At 37.7% G+C, this 25197-nt stretch carries 28 protein-coding genes, 1 tRNA gene, 3 pseudogenes and 1 riboswitch; of the genes and pseudogenes, 24 read left to right on the top strand and 8 right to left on the bottom strand.

What is annotated here, in order from left to right:
- Nucleotides 1-236 precede the first annotated feature (236 nt).
- Nucleotides 237-401, bottom strand: a pseudogene (locus tag HT723_RS11815) (IS110 family transposase); the annotation flags it as partial.
- On the opposite strand from HT723_RS11815, the pseudogene HT723_RS05230 reads away from it, so the two are divergent.
- A pseudogene (locus HT723_RS05230) lies at nucleotides 399-1024 on the top strand (HIT family hydrolase); the annotation flags it as partial. The pseudogenes HT723_RS11815 and HT723_RS05230 sit on opposite strands and share 3 nt — an antisense overlap.
- Before the next feature lie 53 nt (nucleotides 1025-1077).
- Here HT723_RS05230 and pepT read toward each other — a convergent pair.
- Nucleotides 1078-2301, bottom strand: coding sequence for a peptidase T (gene pepT, locus HT723_RS05225; protein ID WP_172934783.1), 1224 nt, complete (start codon nucleotides 2299-2301; stop codon nucleotides 1078-1080).
- Between the two features lie 153 nt (nucleotides 2302-2454).
- Between pepT and hemH the strand changes: the two are divergent.
- Nucleotides 2455-3548 (top strand): annotated as a pseudogene (gene hemH, locus HT723_RS05220) (ferrochelatase).
- 41 nt (nucleotides 3549-3589) lie between these two features.
- On the opposite strand, the gene mscL reads toward hemH, so the two are convergent.
- Both mscL and HT723_RS05210 read right to left on the bottom strand, forming a co-directional pair.
- Nucleotides 3590-3967: a large conductance mechanosensitive channel protein MscL gene (mscL, locus tag HT723_RS05215; RefSeq protein WP_000916792.1), complete on the bottom strand. Its 378-nt coding sequence runs from the start codon at nucleotides 3965-3967 to the stop codon at nucleotides 3590-3592.
- 81 nt (nucleotides 3968-4048) lie between these two features.
- Complete coding sequence (locus HT723_RS05210) at nucleotides 4049-4480, bottom strand: GtrA family protein (protein WP_023940672.1); 432 nt, start codon at nucleotides 4478-4480, stop codon at nucleotides 4049-4051.
- A gap of 28 nt (nucleotides 4481-4508) precedes the next feature.
- Nucleotides 4509-4605: riboswitch (PreQ1 riboswitch) on the top strand.
- Between HT723_RS05210 and HT723_RS05205 the strand changes: the two genes are divergently transcribed.
- From HT723_RS05205 to dapA, 4 genes are all read left to right on the top strand, one after another.
- Complete coding sequence (locus tag HT723_RS05205) at nucleotides 4603-5112, top strand: QueT transporter family protein (RefSeq protein ID WP_000737071.1); 510 nt, start codon at nucleotides 4603-4605, stop codon at nucleotides 5110-5112. Its footprint overlaps the riboswitch before it by 3 nt.
- A gap of 100 nt (nucleotides 5113-5212) precedes the next feature.
- Nucleotides 5213-5285 (top strand) — tRNA-Thr (locus tag HT723_RS05200).
- A gap of 342 nt (nucleotides 5286-5627) precedes the next feature.
- On the top strand, nucleotides 5628-6704 hold the full coding sequence (locus HT723_RS05195; RefSeq protein ID WP_172934782.1) for an aspartate-semialdehyde dehydrogenase: 1077 nt from the start codon (nucleotides 5628-5630) through the stop codon (nucleotides 6702-6704).
- Nucleotides 6705-6759: 55 nt separating this feature from the next.
- The gene (gene dapA / locus HT723_RS05190; RefSeq protein WP_172934781.1) at nucleotides 6760-7695 is read left to right on the top strand and encodes a 4-hydroxy-tetrahydrodipicolinate synthase; all 936 of its coding nucleotides are present in this window, start codon (nucleotides 6760-6762) and stop codon (nucleotides 7693-7695) included.
- A gap of 45 nt (nucleotides 7696-7740) precedes the next feature.
- Here the strand turns inward: dapA and mnmE are convergent, their stop codons facing one another.
- Nucleotides 7741-9114 carry a tRNA uridine-5-carboxymethylaminomethyl(34) synthesis GTPase MnmE gene (mnmE, locus tag HT723_RS05185; protein ID WP_172934780.1) on the bottom strand — a complete coding sequence of 458 codons (1374 nt, stop codon included), beginning with the start codon at nucleotides 9112-9114 and terminating at the stop codon, nucleotides 7741-7743.
- Nucleotides 9115-9251: 137 nt separating this feature from the next.
- Nucleotides 9252-9434, bottom strand: coding sequence for a 4-oxalocrotonate tautomerase (locus tag HT723_RS05180; protein WP_001117401.1), 183 nt, complete (start codon nucleotides 9432-9434; stop codon nucleotides 9252-9254).
- A gap of 122 nt (nucleotides 9435-9556) precedes the next feature.
- Here HT723_RS05180 and HT723_RS05175 point away from each other — a divergent pair, with 122 nt between their 5' ends.
- The 13 genes from HT723_RS05175 (at nucleotide 9557) to HT723_RS05115 (ending at nucleotide 20596) form a co-directional block, all read left to right on the top strand.
- On the top strand, nucleotides 9557-10147 hold the full coding sequence (locus HT723_RS05175) for a thymidine kinase (protein WP_172934779.1): 591 nt from the start codon (nucleotides 9557-9559) through the stop codon (nucleotides 10145-10147).
- Nucleotides 10144-11223 (top strand): peptide chain release factor 1, encoded by a 1080-nt coding sequence (prfA, locus tag HT723_RS05170; protein ID WP_001028815.1) that lies wholly within the window; start codon nucleotides 10144-10146, stop codon nucleotides 11221-11223. The genes HT723_RS05175 and prfA overlap by 4 nt, the downstream gene beginning before the upstream one ends.
- On the top strand, nucleotides 11223-12059 hold the full coding sequence (gene prmC / locus HT723_RS05165; RefSeq protein ID WP_172934778.1) for a peptide chain release factor N(5)-glutamine methyltransferase: 837 nt from the start codon (nucleotides 11223-11225) through the stop codon (nucleotides 12057-12059). Before prfA ends, prmC begins: the two co-directional genes overlap by 1 nt.
- Entirely contained in the window at nucleotides 12043-12645 is a 603-nt protein-coding gene (locus HT723_RS05160; RefSeq protein ID WP_172934777.1) for an L-threonylcarbamoyladenylate synthase, read from the top strand. The genes prmC and HT723_RS05160 overlap by 17 nt, the downstream gene beginning before the upstream one ends.
- A gap of 1 nt (nucleotide 12646) precedes the next feature.
- A complete protein-coding gene (locus HT723_RS05155; protein WP_172934776.1) occupies nucleotides 12647-13078 on the top strand; it encodes a GNAT family N-acetyltransferase in 432 nt (143 codons plus the stop codon).
- A 61-nt stretch (nucleotides 13079-13139) separates the two neighbouring features.
- Nucleotides 13140-14396, top strand: coding sequence for a serine hydroxymethyltransferase (gene glyA, locus HT723_RS05150; RefSeq protein WP_172934775.1), 1257 nt, complete (start codon nucleotides 13140-13142; stop codon nucleotides 14394-14396).
- Nucleotides 14397-14403: 7 nt separating this feature from the next.
- Nucleotides 14404-15378 (top strand): nucleoid-associated protein, encoded by a 975-nt coding sequence (locus HT723_RS05145; protein WP_172934774.1) that lies wholly within the window; start codon nucleotides 14404-14406, stop codon nucleotides 15376-15378.
- Entirely contained in the window at nucleotides 15378-15992 is a 615-nt protein-coding gene (gene pmp23, locus HT723_RS05140) for a cell wall hydrolase Pmp23 (RefSeq protein WP_172934773.1), read from the top strand. The genes HT723_RS05145 and pmp23 overlap by 1 nt, the downstream gene beginning before the upstream one ends.
- A 71-nt stretch (nucleotides 15993-16063) precedes the next feature.
- Nucleotides 16064-17038: a DUF1002 domain-containing protein gene (locus tag HT723_RS05135; RefSeq protein WP_172934772.1), complete on the top strand. Its 975-nt coding sequence runs from the start codon at nucleotides 16064-16066 to the stop codon at nucleotides 17036-17038.
- Between the two features lie 73 nt (nucleotides 17039-17111).
- Entirely contained in the window at nucleotides 17112-18470 is a 1359-nt protein-coding gene (gene rlmD, locus HT723_RS05130; RefSeq protein WP_172934771.1) for a 23S rRNA (uracil(1939)-C(5))-methyltransferase RlmD, read from the top strand.
- Nucleotides 18471-18692: 222 nt separating this feature from the next.
- Complete coding sequence (locus HT723_RS05125; RefSeq protein ID WP_050971352.1) at nucleotides 18693-19259, top strand: hypothetical protein; 567 nt, start codon at nucleotides 18693-18695, stop codon at nucleotides 19257-19259.
- A 321-nt stretch (nucleotides 19260-19580) separates the two neighbouring features.
- On the top strand, nucleotides 19581-19769 hold the full coding sequence (locus tag HT723_RS05120; protein WP_000179769.1) for a hypothetical protein: 189 nt from the start codon (nucleotides 19581-19583) through the stop codon (nucleotides 19767-19769).
- A 62-nt stretch (nucleotides 19770-19831) separates the two neighbouring features.
- Complete coding sequence (locus tag HT723_RS05115; RefSeq protein WP_050252851.1) at nucleotides 19832-20596, top strand: ATP-grasp domain-containing protein; 765 nt, start codon at nucleotides 19832-19834, stop codon at nucleotides 20594-20596.
- A gap of 171 nt (nucleotides 20597-20767) precedes the next feature.
- Here HT723_RS05115 and HT723_RS05110 read toward each other — a convergent pair whose 3' ends face one another.
- Together HT723_RS05110 and HT723_RS05105 are read right to left on the bottom strand one after the other, a co-directional pair.
- Nucleotides 20768-21370, bottom strand: coding sequence for an AbiH family protein (locus HT723_RS05110; RefSeq protein WP_345890238.1), 603 nt, complete (start codon nucleotides 21368-21370; stop codon nucleotides 20768-20770).
- Nucleotides 21371-21381: 11 nt separating this feature from the next.
- Nucleotides 21382-21753 (bottom strand): AbiH family protein, encoded by a 372-nt coding sequence (locus tag HT723_RS05105; RefSeq protein WP_172934770.1) that lies wholly within the window; start codon nucleotides 21751-21753, stop codon nucleotides 21382-21384.
- A 185-nt stretch (nucleotides 21754-21938) separates the two neighbouring features.
- Between HT723_RS05105 and HT723_RS05100 the strand changes: the two genes are divergently transcribed.
- The 5 genes from HT723_RS05100 to HT723_RS05085 all read left to right on the top strand — a co-directional run bounded on the left by HT723_RS05100 (nucleotide 21939) and on the right by HT723_RS05085 (nucleotide 25104).
- Nucleotides 21939-22283, top strand: a complete 345-nt coding sequence (locus HT723_RS05100; RefSeq protein WP_001127479.1) for a hypothetical protein — start codon at nucleotides 21939-21941, stop codon at nucleotides 22281-22283.
- Between the two features lie 75 nt (nucleotides 22284-22358).
- A complete protein-coding gene (locus HT723_RS05095) occupies nucleotides 22359-23195 on the top strand; it encodes a hypothetical protein (RefSeq protein ID WP_240151475.1) in 837 nt (278 codons plus the stop codon).
- Between the two features lie 118 nt (nucleotides 23196-23313).
- On the top strand, nucleotides 23314-23634 hold the full coding sequence (locus HT723_RS11545) for a hypothetical protein (protein WP_240154944.1): 321 nt from the start codon (nucleotides 23314-23316) through the stop codon (nucleotides 23632-23634).
- Nucleotides 23635-23687: 53 nt separating this feature from the next.
- Nucleotides 23688-24458, top strand: a complete 771-nt coding sequence (locus HT723_RS05090) for a hypothetical protein (protein WP_172934769.1) — start codon at nucleotides 23688-23690, stop codon at nucleotides 24456-24458.
- Nucleotides 24459-24486: 28 nt separating this feature from the next.
- On the top strand, nucleotides 24487-25104 hold the full coding sequence (locus HT723_RS05085; RefSeq protein WP_172934768.1) for a DNA alkylation repair protein: 618 nt from the start codon (nucleotides 24487-24489) through the stop codon (nucleotides 25102-25104).
- Nucleotides 25105-25197: the final 93 nt, after the last annotated feature.

The following is a 25197-nucleotide window of genomic DNA, read 5'->3' as shown; positions in this document are numbered from 1 at the left end:
CCTGAAATCCAACTATCAGCCTGGGGCCTTTGATGAGAAAACAGTTTTAGCAAAAGTAGATCAACTTCTAGCTGACAGCAGAAGTATCTACAAAGACAAGCCTATTGAACAAAGACAGACTGAGTTAGCTTTAGGTCAGTTTACTGAAAGTTTGAAAAAAATAAAAGTTAGTTGATTGATTACTTCTCTAAATTTTGGGCACACTAAAAAGAGGTCTTGACACCTAAACTTTAAAATTAAAGCATATTGAATCCGTGCTGCTGTGCGAAGCGAATAGCGTCTTGGACGAACATTGTCTTATCTGGATTTCTTATTTCTGTAAGGCCTTGTAATCTTGGATTATAACTCTCCTGTTTTAGGAGTACATGGTAGATAGCAACCAATAATCTGCGACAGATAGCAAGGAAGAAGTAGAAAGTCTTTTGAACAAGGCAAATCAACTCTTGGAACAAATCCATGAAGAAGGAATCAGACAATCCTTGGCAGAAGAAGTAGAAAATCTAAAAGCTGCCACAAACAAGGCTGATGCAGACTTGGATGAAGTAAACAGTCAGGTAAAAGATGTTTTGACTCGTATCGCTAGCGCCCTTCAACAAGAAAAGGAAAATGCTGAGCAAGATTCTCAGACACTTGTACTCTATCAAAAACTCTACGATATTCTCATGTCGCTTCACTCTTATTTAGAAAGTAATAATGGATCTGATGCGGACTTTGATAAGGTGGATGCATTATTAGATCAACTTTCTGCTAATAGTAAAGACAAAACAGCTTTACTTGAATCGGCAAAAGCTTGAATCATCAAATCCAGTCAAAAGCTAGCGCAAGTGAAGAAACAAGTCCAGCAAGAAATGCTGAAGCAAATGGTGATAACACCAGTGCTGAGAACCAACCAAACGCAACTACAGAATCTAACAGCGAAACTGCTAGCGACGAAAACAAACCGAGCAACGCAAGAGATTCTAAACCTGCTGAACCAGCTTCAGAAAAGGTAACAACAGAATCTACAACAAGTACTGGAAGCTAAGAAAAACCAGCAGAATAAAAAGAAAGGCGAAGTAGCTGAGCTACCTCGTCTTTTTAGCCTTTATAAGCTACGATACCAATGATTGTATCAACTGCACGTTCCATAGTCTGAAGGCTGACGTATTCAAAACGACCGTGCATATTTTCTCCTCCCGCAAAGATATTAGGGGTTGGGATTCCCATAAAGGAAATCTTAGAGCCGTCTGTCCCTCCACGGATTGGTTCGATTATAGGAGTGATACCCAAATCTTCCATAACGGCTTTGGCAATGGTAATTGGAGTCATATCTTTTTCAATGACTTCTTTCATATTGTAGTACTGGTCTGTCAAGTTGAGAGTGACACGGTCGCTCCCAAGTTCTTCATTCATCTTATCAGCGATAGATTGCATGGATGCTTTACGCGCTTCAAAGGCATCTTTTTCAAAATCACGAATGATGTAGCTTGCACGCGCCTCCTCAACACTACCTGTCACATCCATTAGATGGTAAAAACCTTGGTAACCTTCAGTTAACTCAGGTCGGTCATTTTCTGGAAGTTGATTATGAAAATCAATTGCTAGTTGAAGGGCGTTGACCATTTGCCCTTTGGCAGTACCAGGGTGGACATTGCGTCCTTGGAAATGCAATTCAGCACCAGCTGCTGAGAAGGTCTCGTACTGAAGTTCACCTAGTGGACCACCATCTACTGTGTAGGCAAAATCCACATCAAAATCTTCTGCATCAAATTTATTAGCACCAACACCGATTTCTTCATCTGGACCAAAACCAACACGAATCTCACAGTGTTTGATTTCAGGGTGACCAGTTAGATATTCGATGGCAGTCATAATCTCAGCAATACCAGACTTATCATCAGCTCCTAGCAAGGTTGTTCCATCTGTTGTGATGAGTGTTTGTCCTGGATATTTTTCAAGACTCTTGAAGTCAGCTGGATCGAGTTTGAAACCAGAATTTCCAAGTTCAATCACACCACCATCGTAGTTTTCAATTACCTGAGGATTAACTCCTTCGGCATTAAAATCAGCAGTATCCATGTGGGAAATGAAACCAATCTTACGTGTTAAAGATGAATCATTGGCTGGCAAGGTACCAATCGCAAAACCATTTGGAAGGTAGTAGACGTTTTGCAGTCCAACACGTTTCATTTCAGGAATCAGAACATTGGTTGCGAAGTCAACCTGACTCTGTGTACTTGGAGTAGTAGTAGAGTGTTCATCAGAGCGCGTGTTGACCTTAACGTAGGTCAAGAAGCGGTCCAAGAGATTTGGATAAGTCATAAAAAACTCCTTTTGAATTTATTTTTTCCATTGTATCATAGAAAGAAGAGAAAAACAAAAGACAGAAGATTGAGAATGTCCCTATGTTAGCGTTTACTTATCGATGAATTAATGATAAAATAAACTTGATAAAAACATCACAAGGAAGCAGTCATGAAAAAAGCAATTTTAATGATGACCTTCGGTTCACCAGAAGAGATTACCTTTGAAGGTGTAGCTGATTTTTTCACAAATATTCGTCGTGGAGTGAGACCTCAAGACCATGAGATTCAAACTCTCTATGATAATTATGTACGAATTGGAGGCACGCCTCTGCAAAGAATTACTCGTGAAGAGGTTGCCTTGGTAGAAGCTAGGCTAGGAAATGAATATAGTGTCTATTTTGCCAATAAGTTTTCCAGTCCCTTTATTCCAGATGTAATTGGTCAGATGGAAGCAGACGGCATTGAGCAGTGTATTTGCCTGATTTTGGAGCCTCATTATTCTTTTTACTCTGTCATGGGTTATGAGAAATTTTTAGAAAGCAAGCAAATTCAATTTTTGGTCATTAAGGACTGGTATCAGGAAGAAGAGCTCTTAAACTATTGGGCAGATGAAATTGCTAAGATTTTAAAAGAAGAAGTAAAGCAGGATAGCTTTAAAGTCATCTTTTCAGCCCACAGTGTGCCCATTTTGCCTTGGATTTTGGTGATCCCTATATCGATCAAATTTTCGAAAATAGCAAGCTAGTAGCTGAAAAACTAGGCTTGAGTTCAGAACAATATACCAATACCTGGCAGAGTGAGAGTGATATTGGGATTCCATGGATTAAGCCAGATGTTTTGGAGTATCTCAGAGAACAGACAGAACATCCAGACCATTATATTTTTGTTCCTATCAGCTTCATTAGCGAGCATATTGAAGTCTTGTTTGATAATGATGTGGAATGTTATGACTTGTGTCAGGAATTGGGTGTCAACTACCATCGTCCACCAATGCCCAATACGGATTCTCGCTTGATTGGTGCCTTGGTTAATACAGTCAGAGCTAATGAATATCAAGAGTTTAAGGAATTTCTCCCAGAAGAAGAGACCTTTGATGAGTTAGTTCCTTCAGACGAGACGAAAAACATTTTGGCTGAATCTGAAGATTTACAAATGCCAGAATTTGTGAAAAAACTGATTGAGAAAAAAGGGCGGGAGAATGTTAAGATGCCTTATCTTCTCAAAAAAATGCTTGAAAAAGCAGGCAAGTTACCCAAAGAGTAAAGAAAAAAGGATTCAGCTTTGCGCTAGATCCTTTTAATCGATTATTTTTTCTCAAGAAGGGCTTTGATTTCTTGAAGGACTTCCAATTCGGTTGGTTTTTTTTCGTCAGTTTTTTCTTCCTTTATACCAGTGAGTTTCTGTGCTTTTTCAATGCCCTTGATAATAAAGAAGAGGGCGGTACCCACAAAGATAAAATTGATAATAGCACTTAAGAAGTTACCATAGCCGACTCCATGCCAAGAAAGTTGGGCGATACGTTCAACTTTAGCAGCTTTCAAAGCGGGATTTAAAATAAGAGGAGTGATAATGTCGTTTACAAGTGAAGTAACGATAGCACCAAAAGCAGAGGCAATGACAACACCGACAGCAAGGTCAATAACATTTCCTCGAAGCAAGAACGATTTTAGATTTTTTAACATACTGTTTTCCTTTCAATGTTTCGTGTTTTATTGTATCCTAAATCATTATAGAAGGCAATTAAAAGGCTCATAAATGGAGCATTATTTTCTAAAAATATAGATCTTGCTCAAGATATAATTGATGATAATAATGAGTATTTGTGCAATTATTGTTTCAATAGCATTTATCTTATCAATGTTTTCATTTACGAATTGACCTATGATGTGAGGAAATTGGGTTACAAAGAGAAAAGTTAAAAACAAGTCTAACAGAAAAGTAGAAAGGCGAGCAAGAGAAAATTTCACTAAACGGATAAGCCGATTCTTCCTTGCTTGCTTAAATACAATCGTATCATTTGTGATAAAGGCAAAGAGGATACCGATAATATTTGCTAGGGCAGTAGCAAGAAGTTCCTGATGACTTAGTTGATAAATGACCAATCGCGAGAGAATCGAAACTAGAGTTGTTGCAAGGCCAAAAAAGAGATAGGCTAAGATTTCATTGTTAAAAAATTTTTGAATAGGAATTTTCATGTGTTAAGTATAGCATAAAGCAGGCTATTGTGCTATACTAGTAGGGTTGAATAAAGCAACCCTTGGTGCTTAGCTTCTTTCACCAAGCATATTACACGCGGGCAACCGCCAAAGGAGAAAAGATGAAAAAATTAACTATTCGTGATGTTGCAGATATTGCAATCGTCGCTGCTATCTACGTCGTTTTGACTGTCACACCGCCCCTAAATGCCATCAGCTATGGTGCTTATCAGTTTCGTATTTCAGAAATGATGAACTTTATGGCTTTTTACAATCCTAAGTACATCATCGGAGTTACTATCGGTTGTATGATTGCTAATTTCTTTAGCTTCGGACTCCTAGATGTCTTTGTTGGTGGTGGATCAACCTTGGTATTCCTCAGTTTAGGTGTTTGGCTTTTTGCAAAATACAGCAAGGATTACCTCTTTAACGGATTGATTCGAAAAGATCATTTCTTCTTTTCAATCCTCTTTTCAATTTCCATGTTTACCATCGCTGCAGAGTTAAATATTGTAGCAGAATTACCATTTTTCCTTACTTGGTTTACAACAGGAATTGGTGAATTTGCCTCATTGATTATTGGAGCGATTATTATCGGTAAAATTGGTCGTCGAATCGATTTAAGCAAATAGAACAGGACAAGCTGGGTAGCCTTTACCTGGCTTTTTCTTATGGAAAATTTCTAAGAAAACTTGACAAGTTTTTCTGATTATAGTATACTTACTTAAGTAAGCTGATTTAGCTCAGTTGGCAGAGCGCATCCATGGTAAGGATGAGGTCGCCGGTTCAATCCCGGCAATTAGCATGATATGTATAGGGAAACTCTTGAATACGAGAGTTTTTTGTTATACTCGATCGAAAAAATTTCTTATTGACAAAATCAAGTATCTCTAGTAATATAGAATATGCGATGAGTCGATAGGTAGTCTTCGGACTACTATTGAGCATAAGGAGGTCATAACGCAGGAGCGGACCTTGATGAGTTGTGTGAACCTGCTTATCACATGAAGATGCCTCTTAGTCCTTGGTCTAGCGACTGGGGATTTTTATTTTTCAAAAAATGATAAAAAAGCTTTGCAATTCATGGAAAAAGTAGTATAATACTTCTATTATAGAAATTTTTAGAAAATTCCGAAAGAGGTTATTTATGGGATATACAGTTGCTGTAGTCGGCGCGACAGGTGCTGTCGGTGCTCAGATGATAAAAATGTTGGAAGAATCAACACTTCCAATCGATAAAATTCGTTTACTTGCTTCTGCACGTTCAGCAGGCAAGACTTTGAAATTTAAAGACCAAGATATTACGATTGAAGAAACGACTGAGACAGCTTTTGAGGGAGTTGATATTGCTCTCTTTTCAGCAGGTGGTTCGACATCAGCTAAGTATGCACCATACGCAGTTAAAGCTGGAGCGGTAGTAGTAGATAATACATCTTACTTCCGTCAAAATCCAGACGTTCCTTTGGTTGTTCCAGAGGTCAATGCTCACGCACTTGATGCCCACAATGGGATCATTGCCTGCCCTAACTGTTCAACAATTCAAATGATGGTGGCTCTTGAGCCAGTTTGCCAAAAATGGGGCTTGGACCGTATCATTGTTTCAACTTACCAAGCAGTTTCAGGTGCTGGTATGGGAGCAATTCTTGAGACACAACGTGAACTTCGTGAAGTCTTGAATGATGGTGTAACCCCACGTGATTTGCATGCCGAAATCTTGCCTTCAGGTGGTGACAAGAAACATTATCCTATCGCCTTTAATGCTCTTCCACAAATTGATGTCTTCACTGACAATGATTACACTTATGAAGAGATGAAGATGACTAAGGAAACTAAGAAAATCATGGAAGATGATAGTATTGCCGTTTCAGCAACATGTGTTCGTATTCCAGTCTTATCAGCTCACTCTGAGTCTGTTTATATCGAAACAAAAGAAGTGGCTCCAATTGAAGAAGTGAAAGCAGCTATCGCAGCCTTCCCAGGTGCTGTTCTTGAAGATGATGTAGCTCATCAAATCTATCCGCAAGCCATCAATGCCGTGGGTTCACGTGATACCTTTGTTGGTCGTATCCGTAAAGACTTGGATGCTGAAAAAGGAATCCACATGTGGGTTGTTTCAGATAACCTTCTCAAAGGTGCTGCTTGGAACTCAGTTCAGATTGCAGAAACTTTGCACGAACGTGGATTGGTTCGTCCAACAGCTGAATTGAAATTTGAATTAAAATAGTCATATAATTTAGGAGTTCAGATGAACTCCTTCTTTGAAATAGAGAGGTGTTTTCATGTCTTATCAAGATTTAAAAGAGTGTAAAATCATCACAGCCTTTATTACCCCCTTTCACGAGGACGGTTCCATCAACTTTGATGCCATTCCAGCCTTGATTGAGCATTTATTGACCCATCATACAGACGGCATTCTTCTAGCTGGAACGACTGCTGAGAGTCCGACCTTGACCCACGATGAGGAGTTGGAACTCTTTGCGGCTGTACAAAAGATTGTCAATGGACGTGTTCCTTTGATTGCGGGTGTGGGTACCAATGATACGCGTGACTCGATCGAGTTTGTCAAAGAAGTAGCAGAATTTGGCGGTTTTGCTGCTGGACTTGCTATCGTACCTTACTACAACAAACCTTCTCAAGAAGGAATGTACCAGCACTTTAAAGCAATTGCAGATGCTTCGGACCTACCGATTATTATCTATAACATTCCAGGACGTGTGGTTGTCGAATTGACTCCAGAAACCATGCTTCGTTTGGCTGACCATCCAAATATCATCGGTGTTAAAGAATGTACTAGCTTGGCCAATATGGCTTACTTGATTGAGCACAAGCCAGAGGAGTTCTTGATTTATACAGGTGAGGATGGAGATGCTTTCCATGCCATGAACCTTGGTGCGGATGGGGTTATTTCTGTTGCCTCTCATACAAATGGGGATGAGATGCACGAGATGTTTACTGCCATTGCAGAAAGCGACATGAAGAAAGCCGCAGCTATTCAGCGTAAATTCATTCCTAAAGTCAATGCCCTCTTCTCTTATCCAAGTCCTGCTCCTGTTAAGGCAGTTCTCAACTATATGGGATTTGCAGCTGGACCAACTCGTCTACCTCTTGTTCCAGCACCAGAAGAAGATGCCAAACGCATTATCAAGGTTGTCGTAGATGGCGACTACGAAGCAACTAAGGCAACTGTAACAGGTGTCTTAAGACCAGATTACTAATAAGACAATAAAATCCATGACCGTAAGAACGATCATGGATTTTTCTTATTTTCCTAAACAGAATTGGCTAAAGAGTTGGGTAATGAGTTCATCTGGAGCAGCATCCCCAGTGATTTCTCCCAGGATTTCCCAAGTACGAGTCAAGTCAACTTGAAGTAAATCAACTGGCATCCCCAGTTCAAGACCTTCGTTTACAGCTTGTAGGCTTTCAACTGCTTTTTCAATCAGGGAAATGTGACGAGCATTTGATAGGTAGGTTGCGTCTTGCTCAACCAAACCAGCATTTTCAAAGAAGAGGTTGTTGATTTTCTCTTCAATCTTATCGATATTTTGATTTTTAAGGACTGAAATACGGATAACGTCTTCAGGTAGTTCCGAAGTCTCAATTGTTTCAGGCAGGTCGGTTTTATTAAGTAGAATAATGCGATTGGTATCTTGGCTAATTTCAAGAAGTTGTCTGTCTTGCACAGTCAGTGGTTCACTGGCATTTAACACAAGTAGTACCAAGTCGGCTTCCTTGAGGGCTTTTTTCGAACGCTCAACACCTATTTGTTCCACGATGTCATCCGTTTCACGGATACCAGCTGTATCAATCAATTTGAGAGGAACACCATTGATGTTGACGTATTCTTCGATGACATCACGGGTTGTACCAGCAATATCTGTGACGATAGCCTTGTCCTCACGCAAGAGGTTGTTGAGAAGGCTTGATTTCCCAACGTTGGGACGTCCGATGATGGCAGTGGAAATTCCTTCACGAAGGATTTTACCGCGACGGGCTGTTCTAAGGAGATTAGTTAGCAATTGCTCAAACTCCATAGTCTTTTCACGGACAACAGCAGTAGTGGCTTCCTCAACATCGTCATACTCAGGATAGTCGATATTGACTTCAACTTGGGCAAGTGTATTGAGGATTTCTTGCCGGGTATTATTAATCAGCTCAGAAAGGGAACCGTCCAATTGTTTGACCGCAATGTTCATGGCCTTGTCAGTCTTAGCACGGATGATATCCATCACTGCCTCAGCCTGTGTCAAGTCTACACGACCGTTTAAAAAGGCACGTTTGGTAAATTCACCAGGTTCAGCCAATCGAGCTCCTTCACGGATAGCTAGTTGGAGAATTTCATTGGTTACCGCAATCCCGCCGTGAGTGTTAATCTCGATAATATCCTCACGAGTGAAGGTCTTTGGAGACTTCATAGCCCCAACCATAACCTCGTCCATGACTTTACCAGTCAGAGGATCAATAATGTGACCGTAGTTGAGAGTGTGGCTAGCAACCTGACTCAAGTCTTTTCCTTTAAAAATCTTTTGCGCAATAGCAAAACTGTCTGTTCCGCTCAGGCGGACAATACCAATAGCCCCTTCACCTAGTGGAGTAGAGATAGCAGCGATGGTATCAAATTCACGTGTAATCATAATGTTTCCTTTAATAAATGGCTCTTTTCTTGGAAATTTTTCCAAGTCTCTTTTCAAATTGTAACAAATTTGAACTATTTCTTCAATGAATGCTACTTGGAGATTGAAAAAGCCTAAGCAATTCTGCTTAAGCTAGCTTATTTGGTGCGCATTTCCCCTTGTGGGAAATAAGTTCCTTCTGGCATGTCATTGATGATGACATGGACAGCAGATTGAGGGGCTCCAGTATTACGGACAACAGCTTCCGTTACTTCCTTAGCAAGAGCCTTCTTTTGCTCGAGCGTGCGTCCTTCAAATAAATCGATGCGTACAAATGGCATAATGGCTTCCTCCACTAGTTTTGATTTCTTCTATTTTACCACATTTTGCCGTTTAAAGCTTCAGAAAATTATGATATACTAGAATGTAGCAAAAATTTAGAAATGGACGTGAAGCAAGAAACATGGCACAGTTGTATTATCGTTATGGGACCATGAACTCTGGTAAGACGATTGAGATTCTCAAGGTGGCCTATAACTATGAGGAGCAAGGAAAAGGTGTTGTGATTATGACCTCAGCTCTTGATACTCGTGACGGTGTTGGCTATGTGTCGAGTCGGATTGGCATGAAACGCCCTGCCATTGCGATTGAGGAAACAACTGATATCTTCGGCTATATCCGAGACCTATCAGAAAAACCTTACTGTGTGTTGGTTGATGAAGCCCAGTTTCTCAAACGTCATCATGTTTATGACCTAGCTCGTGTTGTCGACGAGTTAGACATACCCGTCATGGCTTTTGGCTTGAAAAATGACTTTCGCAATGAACTGTTCGAAGGTTCCAAGTATCTCTTGCTTTTAGCAGACAAAATTGACGAAATCAAGACCATCTGTCAGTATTGCAAGAAAAAGGCGACCATGGTGTTGCGTACACAGGATGGACTGCCCGTTTACGATGGAGAACAGATCCAGATTGGTGGTAATGAAACCTATATCTCAGTTTGCCGTAAACATTATTTTGCGCCTGAAATCAATAAGGAGAATAAAGAAAAATGAACATCTATGATCAACTACAAGCTGTAGAAGACCGTTATGAAGAATTAGGAGAGTTGCTCAGTGACCCAGATGTGGTATCGGATACCAAGCGATTTATGGAATTATCCAAGGAAGAAGCTAGTACCCGTGACACGGTTACAGCCTACCGTGAGTACAAACAAGTCCTTCAAAACATCGTTGATGCTGAAGAGATGATTAAGGAATCAGGCGGAGATGCGGACTTGGAAGAGATGGCCAAGCAAGAACTCAAAGATGCCAAGGCTGAAAAAGAAGAATACGAAGAAAAACTGAAAATCTTGCTCCTTCCTAAAGATCCAAACGATGACAAGAATATCATCCTTGAAATCCGTGGAGCAGCTGGTGGAGATGAAGCAGCACTTTTCGCCGGAGACCTTCTAACTATGTATCAAAAGTATGCGGAAGCCCAAGGCTGGCGCTTTGAAGTCATGGAGGCTTCTATGAATGGTGTCGGTGGTTTTAAAGAAGTGGTTGCTATGGTTTCTGGTCAGTCGGTTTACTCTAAACTCAAGTACGAATCAGGTGCCCACCGTGTGCAACGTGTCCCTGTGACAGAAAGTCAAGGTCGTGTTCATACTTCGACAGCGACAGTTCTTGTCATGCCTGAAGTTGAAGAGGTTGAATACGACATTGATCCAAAAGACCTTCGTGTCGACATCTATCACGCCTCTGGTGCTGGTGGACAGAACGTCAACAAGGTTGCGACTGCGGTTCGTATCGTTCACTTGCCAACCAATATCAAGGTTGAGATGCAAGAAGAACGTACCCAGCAGAAGAACCGTGAGAAGGCTATGAAGATTATCCGTGCGCGTGTTGCTGACCACTTCGCACAAATTGCACAAGATGAACAAGACGCTGAGCGTAAGTCGACAATCGGTACTGGTGACCGTTCAGAACGAATCCGTACTTATAATTTCCCACAAAACCGTGTCACAGACCACCGTATCGGCTTAACTCTCCAAAAACTAGATACGATTTTATCTGGTAAATTGGACGAAGTTGTGGATGCCTTGGTTCTCTATGACCAAACACAAAAATTAGAAGAATTAAACAAATAATGAAATTAGCTCAATTATTTTCAGATTTTGAAGAAGAGTTGATAAGAAAAGGGGAGGAAGCTGAAAGCCTCTCTTTTGTCTATCGTAGCCTGAGAAATCTCTCTTTTACTGACTTTGTCTTTGCTCTTCAGCAGGAAGTGACCGAAGAGGAAGAAGTATTTGTAAAAGAAATTTTCCAACAGTTAGTAGCTCATAAACCAGCCCAGTATATCATTGGACAGGCAGATTTTTATGGAATGCAGTTAAAAGTTGATGAGCGAGTATTGATCCCTCGTCCAGAAACAGAGGAGTTGGTGGAGCTTATCCTGGCTGAAAATCCTGTGAAAAATCTTAAGATCCTAGATATCGGAACTGGAAGTGGAGCTATTGCTCTCGCTCTAGCAAAAAACAGACCAGATTGGTCAGTGACAGCAGCAGATATTTCCCAAGATGCTTTAGATATAGCCAGCGAAAATGCTAAAAATCAAAATCTTCAAATATTTTTAAAAAAATCTGACTGTTTTACCGAAATTTCTGAAAAATATGATATAATTGTCTCCAATCCACCCTATATCTCTCGTGAAGATGAGTCAGAGGTCGGCTTGAATGTCTTGCATTCGGAGCCTCATCTAGCTCTCTTTGCAGATGAGGATGGCCTAGCTATTTACCGTAGAATTGCGGAAGATGCAAAAGACTATCTCAAAGATGGTGGTAAGATTTACCTTGAAATTGGATACAAGCAAGGTCAAAGTGTTCCTGAACTTTTTAGGAAACATCTTCCTGAAAAGCGAGTACGAACACTCAAGGACCAATTTGGTCAAGATAGGATGGTCGTGGTTGATGATGGACAGGATTAAACAAGAGTTGGAAAAGGGTGGAGCTGTCGTTCTGCCTACAGAGACGGTTTACGGTCTTTTTGCTAAGGCCTTAGATGAAAAAGCAGTTAACCATGTTTACCAACTCAAACGTCGTCCTAGAGACAAGGCGCTCAATCTCAATGTTGCCTCTTTAGAGGATATCTTGTACTTTTCAAAGAATCAGCCAACTTATCTTCAAAAACTTGTAGAGACCTTTTTACCAGGTCCCTTGACCATTATCCTTGAAGCCAATGACCGAGTTCCCTATTGGGTCAATTCTGGCCTTGAAACTGTTGGATTTCGGATACCTAGTCATCCCATTACGCTGGATTTAATTCGAGTGACAGGACCCCTGATTGGGCCATCTGCTAATATCTCAGGTCAGGCAAGTGGAGTAACCTTTGAACAAATTCTGAAGGATTTTGACCAAGAGGTTCTGGGTCTGGAAGACGATGTTTTTCTAACTGGACAGGATTCAACTATTTTGGATTTGTCGGGAGACAAGGTGAAAATTTTACGCCAAGGGGCCATTAAGCGAGAAGATATTCTTGCTCGGTTGCCAGAGATTTCTTTTGAGGAGGAATGAGATGCTAAGAGATTTAAGAGAAACTGATGTGAAAGCCATTTGTGAAATCAACCAAGATGCTTTGGGTTATTCTTTTAGTTTAGAGGAAACGGCTAGCCAACTAGCTAAACTGTCTCAGGATTCACATCATTTTCTACTTGGCTATGAGGATGCAGCTAGTCATGCCTTGCTTGGATATGTCCACGCTGAGGTCTATGAATCACTTTATTCTAAAGCAGGATTTAATATTTTAGCCTTAGCAGTTTCACCTCAAGCGCAAGGTCAAGGTATTGGTAAAAGCTTATTACAAGGGTTGGAACAAGAAGCCAAAAGACGTGGTTATGGGTTTATCCGCTTAAACTCTGCCGATCATCGTCTGGGTGCTCATGCATTTTATGAAAAAGTTGGTTATACTTGTGATAAAATGCAGAAACGGTTTATTCGCATCTGTTAGTTTATTTTCTTACTTGTAGAATCAAACTAATGGACTAGTCACACAATAAAGGAGAAGACCTATGATTTTTGATAAAGATGATTTTAAAGCATACGATGCTGATCTCTGGAATGCTATTGCCAAAGAAGAAGAACGCCAACAAAATAACATTGAGTTGATTGCTTCGGAAAACGTAGTTTCCAAGGCTGTTATGGCAGCTCAAGGGTCTATCTTGACAAACAAATATGCCGAGGGTTACCCAGGCCGCCGTTATTATGGTGGAACGGATGTGGTAGACGTGGTAGAAAGTCTAGCTATTGAACGTGCAAAAGAAATTTTCGGTGCAAAATTTGCTAATGTCCAACCTCACTCAGGAAGCCAAGCCAACTGTGCGGCTTACATGGCCTTGATTGAGCCAGGTGATACCGTTATGGGGATGGATTTAGCAGCAGGTGGACACTTGACCCACGGAGCTCCAGTTAGCTTCTCAGGTCAAACCTACAACTTTGTTTCTTATAGTGTAGATCCTGAAACGGAATTATTGGACTTTGATGCTATATTGAAGCAAGCCCAAGAAGTAAAACCAAAATTGATCGTAGCTGGTGCTTCAGCCTATTCTCAAATTATCGACTTTTCAAAATTCCGTGAAATTGCGGACGCTGTTGGGGCTAAACTTATGGTAGATATGGCTCATATCGCTGGTTTGGTTGCTGCTGGTCTTCACCCAAGTCCAGTACCATATGCTCATATCACTACAACAACGACTCACAAAACCCTTCGTGGACCTCGTGGTGGTTTGATTTTGACTAATGACGAAGAACTTGCTAAGAAAATCAATTCAGCTATTTTCCCTGGTATTCAGGGTGGTCCTTTGGAGCACGTTGTGGCGGCTAAAGCTGTTTCCTTCAAAGAAGTTTTGGATCCAGCCTTCAAGGAATATGCTGCTAATGTTATCAAGAACAGCAAGACTATGGCAGCTGTCTTCTTACAAGACCCTGATTTTCGTATTATTTCTGGTGGGACTGAAAACCACCTCTTCCTAGTGGATGTGACTAAGGTTGTAGAAAACGGAAAAGTTGCTCAAAACTTGCTGGATGAAGTCAATATTACCCTAAATAAAAACTCAATCCCATATGAAACCTTGTCACCATTCAAGACAAGTGGTATTCGTATCGGATCTGCAGCCATTACTGCACGTGGATTTGGTGAAGAAGAAAGTCGCAAAGTGGCTGAACTCATCATTAAAACCCTTAAAAATGCAGAAAATAAAGCTGTCTTAGAAGAAGTGAGAAGTGCAGTTAAAGAATTGACAGATGCCTTCCCATTATACGAGGACTAAAACTTTTATGGATATTTATATTAAGAAAGCCATTATTCACCAGTTCAGTCCGGATGATACCGAGCTGTTCCTAGCGGATAAGCTTCTCAATATTACTCCAAAAATCGAAGAATACCTGCGTAAAAAAATTGAACGTGTGTATTCAGATGAAGCCAAGACTGGGATTTTCGAAGAAGAAAATCCCTTCTTCAATCATATCACAGACGATTTGTTGAAGACATCAGTAACACTGGCTAATCTCTGGAAAGAGGAGTTCAGCATTTCAGAAAATCTTAAGACCAATGACTTGATTTTTGTGCAATTTTCTAAAGAAGGTGTAGAACATTTTGCTTTCTTACGAATTGCTCTGCGTGAGACCTTGACTCACCTTGGAGGAGAAGTTGATAATCCAATCAAGCTGACTCAGAATAATCTGCCTGGATTTGGAACGGGTGCCGACGAAGCCTTGGTGGTCAATCTTCAGAGTCGCAAGTACCATCTGATTGAAAAACGCATCAAGTACAACGGGACTTTTTTGAACTATTTTTCAGATAATCTTCTTGCTGTCGCCCCTAAAATTTCACCCAAGAAATCTATCAAAGAACTGGAAAAAACGGCACAGCGCATTGCTGAATCTTTTAACACAGATGATTTTCAATTTCAATCCAAGGTCAAATCAGCGATTTTCAACAACCTAGAAGAAAGCAATGAATTGTCACCAGAGAAACTGGCCAATGACCTTTTTGACAACAATCTGACGGCTCGTTTGAGCTTTATTGACCAAGTCAAAGAAGCCGTACCAGAACCTGTTCAATTTGATGAAATTGATGCTAGTCGCCAATTAAAGAAATTTGAAAACCAAAAACTCTCCTTATCAAATGGAATTGAGCTCATCGTTCCCAATAACGTCTATCAAGACGCCGAGTCTGTTGAGTTTATCCAAAACGAAAATGGAACCTACTCTATCTTAATCAAAAATATCGAGGATATCCAAAGTAAATAATGTTTAAACGAATTCGAAGAGTGCTTGTACTAGCAGTCTTCCTTTTTGCTGGATATAAATCTTACCGCGTTCACCAAGATGTCAAGCAAGTCATGACCTATCAACCCATGGTGCGAGAAATCTTGAGTGAAAAAGACACCCCAGCAAACGAAGAGCTTGTGCTCGCTATGATTTATACCGAAACAAAAGGAAAAGAAGGCGATGTTATGCAGTCTAGTGAGTCTGCAAGCGGTTCAACCAACACCATCAATGATAATGCCTCTAGCATTCGGCAAGGCGTTCAAACTCTGACAGACAATCTCTATCTGGCCCAGAAGAAGGATGTAGATGTCTGGACGGCTGTTCAAGCCTATAATTTTGGACCTGCCTATGTCGATTATATCGCCCAAAATGGAAAGGAAAATACCCTAGCACTGGCGAAACAGTACTCCCGTGAGACTGTTGCTCCCTTGCTTGGCAATACCACTGGAAAGACTTATAGTTATATTCACCCCATTTCCATTTTTCATGGAGCCGAACTCTATGTAAATGGAGGAAACTATTATTATTCTAGACAGGTGCAACTCAACCTTTACATCATCAAATGTTTCACTCTCTTTTCGACATCTGGCTAGTCCAGGTGTTTTTTATAAGTTTTCTTTAAGATAGATATATTACTCTAGAAAGGTAAAGGAGGAAATTCCCTATGAGAAAGAAACTCTTTCTGACCAGTGCTGCGGTCTTGTGGGCAGTAACAGCTATGAATAGCGCCCATGCAGCAACAGATGTGCAAAAAGTTATCGATGAAACCTATGTCCAACCTGAATATGTCCTGGGTTCATCATTATCTGAAGATCAAAAAAATCAAACTTTAAAAAAACTAGGCTACAATGCTTCAACAGACACCAAAGAACTCAAGACCATGACACCTGATGTCTATTCTAAAATCATGAATGTGGCCAATGACTCTAGTTTACAGTTGTATTCATCAGCCAAGATTCAAAAGCTGGGTGATAAGTCGCCTCTAGAAGTCAAGATTGAAACGCCTGAAAATATCACCAAGGTGACGCAGGATATGTATCGAAATGCAGCTGTTACCTTAGGTGTGGAACATGCTAAAATCACTGTAGCAGCTCCTATTCCAGTTACAGGTGAGAGTGCCTTGGCAGGGATTTACTATTCGCTGGAAGCTAATGGAGCCAAGGTGTCACAAGCCAACAAAGATTTGGCTCAAGAAGAGTTGAAGGCTTTGTCCGATATCAATGCTGAAAACAAGGACAAAACAGGCTATGATGCTAATAAATTAAACGTTGCCCTAGCCGATATCAAGTCAGGACTTGCCAAAGCTAAAGAAAGCAAGGGAAATCTGACAGAGGAAGATGTCCGTAAAATCGTTGAAGATACCTTAAAAAATTACAAACTTGATCAGGTGATAACAGGAAACCAAATCAATATCATCATCAATTTTGCTTTGAATCTCTCAAAGAGTGATATCCTCAGCAATGCAGACTTCACTAAAACCCTGAATGACCTTAAACAAAGCATCGTATCACAAGCTGGCGACAGTTTTAAAAATATCAACCTTAACTTTGATACTGATAAGGCGCTAGAGGACGGCGGTAATTTCTTAAGCTCCCTCTGGCAAGCTATTGTCAACTTCTTCAAGAGTTTTGGTTCTTAAGAAATTTCATGGTATAATAGATGGTAACCGTAACGTTGCCGTCTTTTTTGTCGGCCAGTAGAAAGAGAAGAGAATGTTAAAGAAAAATGATATTGTAGAAGTTGAAATTGTTGACTTGACCCATGAAGGTTCAGGTGTGGCTAAGGTAGATGGTTTGGTATTTTTTGTTGAGAATGCTTTACCGAGTGAAAAAATCCTCATGCGTGTCCTCAAGGTCAATAAAAAGATTGGTTTCGGAAAAGTAGAAGAATACCTTGTCCAATCACCACACCGTAATCAAGATCTAGATTTGGCTTACCTGCGTTCAGGAATCGCTGATTTAGGTCATCTTTCCTATTCAGAACAGCTCAAGTTTAAAACCAAGCAAGTTAAGGACAGTCTCTACAAGATTGCAGGAATTACAGATGTAGAGGTTGCTGAAACTTTGGGTATGAAAAATCCAGTCAAGTACCGCAACAAGGCACAGGTGCCTGTTCGTAGAGTGAATGGTATCTTGGAAACTGGATTTTTCCGTAAGAATTCCCACGACCTCATGCCTCTAGAAGATTTCTTTATCCAAGATCCTGTGATTGATGAGGTAGTAGTAGTCCTACGCGACTTGCTTCGTCGTTATGATTTGAAACCTTATGATGAAAAGGAACAAGCTGGCTTGATTCGAAACCTTGTGGTGCGTCGCGGACACTATTCAGGTCAAATTATGGTTATTTTGGTAACAACTCGTCCTAAAGTTTTCCGAGTGGAGCAATTGATTGAGCAACTAATCAAGCAGTTCCCAGAGATTGTGTCTGTTATGCAAAATATCAACGACCAGAACACAAATGCGATTTTTGGTAAGGAATGGCGCACACTTTATGGACAAGACTTTATCACTGACCAGATGTTGGGAAATGACTACCAAATCGCTGGACCAGCTTTTTACCAAGTCAATACCGAAATGGCTGAAAAACTTTATCAAACAGCCATTGACTTTGCTGCATTAAAAGAAGATGATGTGGTCATTGATGCCTATTCTGGTATCGGGACGATTGGCCTTTCTGTTGCCAAACAGGTCAAAGAAGTCTATGGTGTTGAAGTAATTCCAGAAGCGGTTGAGAATAGCAAGAAGAATACTCAACTCAACAATATTTCAAACGCCCACTATGTCTGTGACACAGCTGAAAATGCCATGAAGAATTGGGCCAAAGATGGAATACAACCAAACCTTATCCTAGTGGACCCACCAAGAAAAGGACTCACAGAAAGCTTTATCAAGGCAAGCGCTCAAACAGGAGCTGATCGCATAGCCTATATCTCATGTAATGTCGCGACTATGGCGCGTGATATTAAACTCTACCAAGAGTTAGGATATGAAGTGAAGAAAGTCCAGCCGGTGGATTTATTTCCTCAAACTCATCATGTTGAGAGTGTGAGTTTGTTAGTGAAACGCAGTTAATCCTCAAAAGGTTCCCCAAACCTTTTGAGTCCGCCAATGGGATAGCTGTCGTAGAGTAATAAGTTTACGACGAAACGATAGGGTAACAGCGAACCGCTGAGTATGTAGCCTTGAAATGATGTTTTAAGAAGGTGGAAAAAAGAATTTGCTATATCCTAAGGGTAACTAATCAGTATTATATTCTGAAAAATCAATCTACGGATAATTTAGATGAGGTTATAAATGATTATATTAGAGTTATATCAAAATAATTATTCTAAAGATTTAGTCGCATTTGATTCCATAAAAGATGGGAAAGCCTTTGTAGCTCAAATTCCGGGATACACTCTGGAAACAGAAGATGGTTTTGAAGTGGAGTATTTTAATCCTAAAAACATACCGGATTATATGGAAATTATTTTTAACGGAAATATTGTTCCTTTATCTAAATTTATGTTCGATCCTGAGGAAAATGTAGACATTATTTGGAAAGAGATTTCAAATTTATCCCTCAAAAATGATAGAGTAATCGAAGGATATTCAAAAATCGATGCATATGTCGTTAACAACCATGAAGTTAAAGCCTATGTCGAAACAAGAGAAACGAACTATCGTAAAGCAAAAGACTTCTTAGAAAGCCGTGGATATGAAATCGACAGAAGCTTTTTCGGAAGTGAAGACGGCGAAGCGATTCTCTACAGAAAAAAAGGTGCCGAAGATTGGCATTTCTTATCACATTTAGACTCAATGTTTGTAGAGATTGAAGATGTAGAAGGATATGTTAAAGAAGAGGTGGGAGAGATTCAATAGTCAAGCAAAGTTCCTTGTGAGTATGTACCTTTGCTAGTAAAAGCGTCAAAACGTTGTAACGAAGGGGGTTAAGAAAACCCTTGAGTGTAAGCCTTCTTCTTGTTTAGAGGGAAAGTATTAGAGTAGCCGCTCATAATTTATACTAGATTTGATAACTTATTTGAGATAGATTTTATTTCTATAAATACTGTGAAAATTTTTTAATACTAAAGATTTAAAGTTACTATGTTAAAAATTCTCTCCACTTTTAAACTAATGTATTATAAAAGCCAGTTGACACAAGTGTTACACCTGTGATAGAATTAACTAGAGGTGAAGAAAATGGCAACCGATAAAAATAGAATAATGATTAGCTTGGATGATAAAAATCTAGAGAAACTTGAAAATTTAGTAGAAGATGCTAGAGATAGAAGAGGAATGCGACTAACAAAGTCCCAGGTTATAGAATTACTCCTAAATACTGTTGATTATTTCGATGATATTATGGGAGCTATTTACTCAAAAAAATAAGAGCAAAAATGCTATTATTTTTTTACAAACAGGTGCAACACTAGTGAAGCAGGAGTGATGAAATGGTTGTTTATATTAGACAAAGCAAACTACCAAGTGAAGTTTCAATTAATAAATACAATGCTCAAGTAGGTGCCTACTTACAAGGAGAAGAAATTATTTTATATCAATCTTTTTCTGAAATAGAACAGTTAACAAGTGAAGATATAGTTGTAGATTATATAATGGAGACTAGAGCATTGCTAAAAATGATGGGGTTAAATGTTCCGGTTTATGACTATCCTATTGAGCTTAAAGACTTTTATGGTCGAAAGATTTATGAAGGTGTTTTAGGAGAGATTGTAAATATACCTGATAATTGGGGAAAATTTATTAAGCCTAAAGCTGGTTCAAAAGTCTTTACTGGAAGAGTTGTTAACGGAACCCGTGATTTGATAGGTATTGGTCTACCTTTTGACTATCCTATATGGATTAGTGAGGTTGCAGAATTCATAGCAGAATGGCGTTGTTTTGTTTTAGATGGTAGCGTATTAGATGTTCGACCCTATACAGGTGATTATCATGCACAATTTGATCCTAGTGTAATTGATAAAGCCATATCATGTTGGAAAGATGCGCCAATAGCTTATGGACTAGATATTGGTGTTACTAGTGATGGCAGAACACTTGTTGTTGAAGTAAATGATGGTTATGCATTGGGAAATTATGGCCTATCTCCTTTAAACTCAATCAACTTCCATAAAGCTAGATGGAAAGAAATGGTAAAACCTTATTTTGAAAAAAACGATGTCTTTACTATGCCTGAAAATGAAAATATAAGTTTCTAAAAAGAACAGAATTAAATCTGTGTATCTGCAACGAGTAAGTTGCAGTTTTTTGTTTTGAATAATGATATAATAGATTAAGAAAATAATGAAAACGCTATATATTTGAAAGTTGATTAGGAAAGCAGGAAGTATGGAAACAATCGATATTTTTTGCCTTTAGAGTCTTAAATTTTACATCATATTAATAAATTGAACCACACCATTATATCCCCAATTTTTTAGGTTGTTCTGTATGTCGTTCTTATTTTGCTCAGTAAGATAATAGTCGTTGACATAAAATTTTGTATTTGAATCAGTATGTTTAATAATCTCTTTCAAATACGGAATATCAGGTATGTCAGATGGTACAATATTTAGACCGAAATCATAGACTTCTTCCAAAGTGAATAGGCTATTAAAAAAATCTATATTTTCTTTCAAAAGTTTTCTAACTGGTTTAATTAGTAATGAATTATGAAGAATGTCTTGTAATATTAAAGGCACTTCACTTTTGAAATCTACAACTAAATTGTTTTCTGTACCTATTTTATCAGAGTTTGTAACTTGACCATGTATATTACAAATTTTATTTTTTTCAATGTTATATTTTATTTCTAAAACAGTAGTGCAATTAAAGACCAAATAAAAAGCAGCATTTGAATACGAATCAATGAGTTTGCTTCTAATTTTGATTTTTTCAGGATTCTGTATTTTTGAGTTTATCCAATCAAAGAAGGCAGCATTTTGACATAATTTATATACACAAACTAAATCATTTAATTTTGTTAAACAGATGTTCTTATCCTTTAGAATTTGTTTGAAAGGTATCTTAGAAAGTTTTTTTCAAATTCATTCCATGTAATATTATCGACATTTTTATCATGATTTGCATATTCGGTTAGAGTGAAAAAGAATTCATAAGCTTCTAGATTACCTTCATGATAGTTAGACCCATAATATCCGCCATCTTTAAATGATTTTTTGCTATCTTCATCGACTTCAGGGATAGTTAAATTTTTAAAACCTTCAAGTTCAATTCTATTAATAGCATTATTAAAGTCAAATTTACTACCAAATTCTTTACAAGTGTCTATTATGAACTTTCTAAAATCATTGTATCCTGTGTTTAATTGATAGGCCATATCAAACCCATTTCCAATAATAAAAAGTGTATTCAAGTTTTCTACCTCCTGAAATATATTATACCAACTTATTGAGATAAATAGTAGTAGACCTATATTACATATTTTAAGATGTGGAACTTATTAATTTTATTATTAGGGAAAGCGACTAGATAGCATCGTATCAAGATATTTTTACATAGATGATATTGCATTTTGAATTATAACAAAGGAGTACTAACATGCCGAAATATACCGACGAAGATATTAGAAAATTAAATAAAATCACATTAAAAATTGCTGGTGATTATTTAGGTATAAGTTCACAGGCAGTTGCTATAGGTCTTAGAAATAATCTTCTTCCAATTGGTTTTGCTATTCATAACGAAGAAAGAGACAGACGTTTCACTGAGAGTTGGTCATATCATATTATTGCTGAAAGAATGATTTCATACAATCACGGTAAGCTATCAGAGATTCGTGTTGAGAATATTGAAACTAGTTTAGATAAAATTATAGAGGAATTTAACGGTTTAAAACAAGATTTACTTTTTATATTAAGCGAAAATGCAGAAGTGAAGAATTAGAAGTCTTTGAATTTGCGTTTTCGCTTGGTAAATATAAAAACGGTGATGTAAAATATAAGGGTAAAGGTGTTTCAAATGAAGATGATAAAGACCTTTTCTATAGAAGAACTCTATGAAGAAATCTGGGAGATAAGTGCAAAACAAATTGCATTGAAATATGATTTAAGCTATTCAGACTTACTCAAGAAATGCAAAGAATTTGAAATTCCAATTCCAAATGGTAGTTATTGGTATCGTAAGAATACTGGACAAGATTTAAGTGAACTTATTATTCCATTACCACAAAATGACGTAAATGAAGTTCATATTGATAGAAAAAGTCTAAAGAACAATAGAATAAAACCTAGTAAACATAAAGAAGAAAGTTCGGAAGATAAAAATAAAGATATTTTTAAGCTTGATACAACTAGTATAAGAAGTTCATTATCATTTTTAGAGGACGATAAAATAGAACTTATTATCGAAGTCGTTTCAAACCTAAACCAATCTCCAAATAAGAGATTACATAAATCTGTAGCTAATCTAAGAGATAAAATCGCAGAGTGGAATAAGAGGGAAAAAGCTGCTTCCTATCCTTACTTTGATTCTAGACACAGATATAATGATTTAAAAGAACCTAAATTTGTAAAAAATATTTCACTAAATTCTCTTCCACGTTTATATCGCTTTTTAGATACTCTAGTTACTGTAATTGAAAGAATCGGTGATAATGTAACTTCCAATTTGGATATTCAAATTGATAAGGATATCGTTCGTTTTGAAGTTATAGAATCAACAGACAAAGTAAGTCATGAATTAACAAAAGAAGAAGCTAAAGAACTAGCAGAGTACAATGATAGCGTTAAGTTTAATAGATATGCTTTTAAACCAAGAATAAAGAAGTATGACTATATTCCAAATGGAAAATTTTGATTTAAGATAATAGATGGTAAATACATTAAAGATACTAAAGAATTCACACTTGAACAATCAATCCCAGAAATAATTGTTTTAATTTACCAAGAGTATTATAAAGTTAAGAACTTACGACTTGAACGTGAAGAGAGAGAAAGACTATACGAAGAAGAACAAGATAGAAAAAGAAAATTACAAAATAGAATCGAAGAAGAGGACAATGTCTCTTCTTAATACACTAGAAGATTTTCAAACAGCAAATGATTTAAGACTGATGGCTGATAAACTGGAGATAGCGGGGAAGCTTAGCAAAGAAGAAATTGATTGGATTAGATCCAAAGCTGACTGGATAGACCCAATAGTTTCTTCAACAGACGAATTACTAGGGATTAGAAATCATGAAAATTCTAGAGAACAAAAAGAACAATATCTGAGTGAGAAAAGGTACTACTGGTAACTTTATTTTTCAAATGTTTATTATAGAAAGCTGTAAATAATGGAGTTATAATTATGACAACTAGTCCAGAAAATAATAAGTTTATAGAAAAGACAACAAGGGCTTTAGATGTAAAAAAGAAAGATCCAAGACTTGGAGTTAGAGGCTTTGAATTTGATAATTCAACATCTGAAAAAGATTGTGTTTTGGTTATTGGTTTAAATCTTGCAGGAAATGAAGAAGCTGCAAAAAATGAGAAAACTAACAAGACATATATGTATAGTTTGAAAAATAGCATTAAAAGTGATTATGTTTATAATAAATACTATAAACCTATTTATGAACTAATGAATGATATCTTTGATAATGATGCTAAATGGCATTGGTGTAATAAATCATGGGATATTTTAAGTAAAGAAATTGAACATTCTGAGGGCAAAGATTTTTTAGATGTGATACATGAAGAGTATTTAAATCACCAAAATAGTAAAGTATCAATCTATATTGGAGATATGTTCTACTATCATGAAACAAGCTCTAAAAAACTTCCACTTAAAAAATCAATATCTTACCCTCAATACTGCAAAGAAATGTTGGAACTTCACATTGAGTCTCTTATAGAAGCTGGTAAAAGTATAAAATTTGTATACATAAATAATTCACAAGTTTCTCAATGGTTGTGTGATAGTAATATAAATACATTTACAGTTTTCGGGGATAGGAAAATTCCTGTTTTCTTTGGAAGGATGCTTTCTGGTGGTATTGATTCGTTTTCAAGATTAAGATTAGTAAATGAAATCCAAGATTATTTAAATAATCTTGAATCAAAAAAAATAGAAAAATAATTAAAATTCAGTGACAGGGTCAAGTTACATGAAAGAATATATTTTAAATTTAGAAAAAGAATTCTCTTTAATAGAAAATGGATTTAAAGAAGAAGAGAAAAGAGCTCTTGCTGACTATCTATCAAATGATATTGCGTATACCAAAGAATTAGCATTTTTAGCCTTTAAATCCAATGTATATCAAGTTAGAATGTACAGTGTATTTCTCTTTGGATATTTGTCATCGTATGAAGAAATTTTGATCTTCATGAGGGATGAGGTTTCAAAGGATGACAATTGGAGAGTTCAAGAAGTATTAGCAAAAGCATTTGATGAATTTTGTAAGCAAACAGGTTATGAAAAATCACTTCCGGTTATTGACGAATGGTTACAAAACACTAATCCAAACGTTAGAAGAGCTGTTACAGAAGGTTTGAGAATATGGACGAGTAGACCATATTTCAATGACAATCCAGATGAAGCTATTAAACGAATCGCAACATTAAAAGAAGATTCTAGTGAATATGTTAGAAAATCAGTTGGTAATGCTTTGAGGGATATTAGCAAAAAATTTCCAGAGTTGATCAAAAAAGAACTTGATGGTTGGGATATTAGTAGTAAAGAGATTCAAAAAGTTTACAAGTTAGCAAGTAAATTTATAAAATGATAATTCTAAACTATAAAGTTAAAAAATGGTAACTATAAAATATTTTCATTCTAAAGTTTAATTTTAAACAACAACTCTATCACTTTCGTTCTA

The organism is Streptococcus sp. 2106, assembly GCF_013277315.1.
In the GTDB taxonomy this organism is placed as follows: Bacteria; Bacillota; Bacilli; order Lactobacillales; family Streptococcaceae; genus Streptococcus; species Streptococcus pseudopneumoniae.
Note: the sequence above shows the minus strand (reverse complement) of the source record. Positions and strands in the feature narration are given on the sequence as shown.

Bases quoted from the DNA above. Each gene is read 5' to 3' on its own strand.
- HT723_RS05095 (WP_240151475.1), top strand. From the start codon at position 22,359: ATGAAGATGATAAAGACCTTTTCTATAGAAGAACTCTATGAAGAAATC.
- pmp23 (WP_172934773.1), top strand. From the start codon at position 15,378: ATGTTTAAACGAATTCGAAGAGTGCTTGTACTAGCAGTCTTCCTTTTT.
- HT723_RS05195 (WP_172934782.1), top strand. From the start codon at position 5,628: ATGGGATATACAGTTGCTGTAGTCGGCGCGACAGGTGCTGTCGGTGCT.
- HT723_RS05090 (WP_172934769.1), top strand. From the start codon at position 23,688: ATGACAACTAGTCCAGAAAATAATAAGTTTATAGAAAAGACAACAAGG.
- HT723_RS05210 (WP_023940672.1), bottom strand. From the start codon at position 4,480: ATGAAAATTCCTATTCAAAAATTTTTTAACAATGAAATCTTAGCCTAT.
- pepT (WP_172934783.1), bottom strand. From the start codon at position 2,301: ATGACTTATCCAAATCTCTTGGACCGCTTCTTGACCTACGTTAAGGTC.
- HT723_RS05155 (WP_172934776.1), top strand. From the start codon at position 12,647: ATGCTAAGAGATTTAAGAGAAACTGATGTGAAAGCCATTTGTGAAATC.
- HT723_RS05205 (WP_000737071.1), top strand. From the start codon at position 4,603: ATGAAAAAATTAACTATTCGTGATGTTGCAGATATTGCAATCGTCGCT.
- HT723_RS05160 (WP_172934777.1), top strand. From the start codon at position 12,043: ATGATGGACAGGATTAAACAAGAGTTGGAAAAGGGTGGAGCTGTCGTT.
- mscL (WP_000916792.1), bottom strand. From the start codon at position 3,967: ATGTTAAAAAATCTAAAATCGTTCTTGCTTCGAGGAAATGTTATTGAC.
- glyA (WP_172934775.1), top strand. From the start codon at position 13,140: ATGATTTTTGATAAAGATGATTTTAAAGCATACGATGCTGATCTCTGG.
- HT723_RS05115 (WP_050252851.1), top strand. From the start codon at position 19,832: ATGGTTGTTTATATTAGACAAAGCAAACTACCAAGTGAAGTTTCAATT.
- HT723_RS05175 (WP_172934779.1), top strand. From the start codon at position 9,557: ATGGCACAGTTGTATTATCGTTATGGGACCATGAACTCTGGTAAGACG.
- HT723_RS05085 (WP_172934768.1), top strand. From the start codon at position 24,487: ATGAAAGAATATATTTTAAATTTAGAAAAAGAATTCTCTTTAATAGAA.
- rlmD (WP_172934771.1), top strand. From the start codon at position 17,112: ATGTTAAAGAAAAATGATATTGTAGAAGTTGAAATTGTTGACTTGACC.
- HT723_RS05180 (WP_001117401.1), bottom strand. From the start codon at position 9,434: ATGCCATTTGTACGCATCGATTTATTTGAAGGACGCACGCTCGAGCAA.
- HT723_RS05135 (WP_172934772.1), top strand. From the start codon at position 16,064: ATGAGAAAGAAACTCTTTCTGACCAGTGCTGCGGTCTTGTGGGCAGTA.
- prmC (WP_172934778.1), top strand. From the start codon at position 11,223: ATGAAATTAGCTCAATTATTTTCAGATTTTGAAGAAGAGTTGATAAGA.
- HT723_RS05125 (WP_050971352.1), top strand. From the start codon at position 18,693: ATGATTATATTAGAGTTATATCAAAATAATTATTCTAAAGATTTAGTC.
- prfA (WP_001028815.1), top strand. From the start codon at position 10,144: ATGAACATCTATGATCAACTACAAGCTGTAGAAGACCGTTATGAAGAA.
- mnmE (WP_172934780.1), bottom strand. From the start codon at position 9,114: ATGATTACACGTGAATTTGATACCATCGCTGCTATCTCTACTCCACTA.
- HT723_RS05145 (WP_172934774.1), top strand. From the start codon at position 14,404: ATGGATATTTATATTAAGAAAGCCATTATTCACCAGTTCAGTCCGGAT.
- HT723_RS05120 (WP_000179769.1), top strand. From the start codon at position 19,581: ATGGCAACCGATAAAAATAGAATAATGATTAGCTTGGATGATAAAAAT.
- HT723_RS05100 (WP_001127479.1), top strand. From the start codon at position 21,939: ATGCCGAAATATACCGACGAAGATATTAGAAAATTAAATAAAATCACA.
- dapA (WP_172934781.1), top strand. From the start codon at position 6,760: ATGTCTTATCAAGATTTAAAAGAGTGTAAAATCATCACAGCCTTTATT.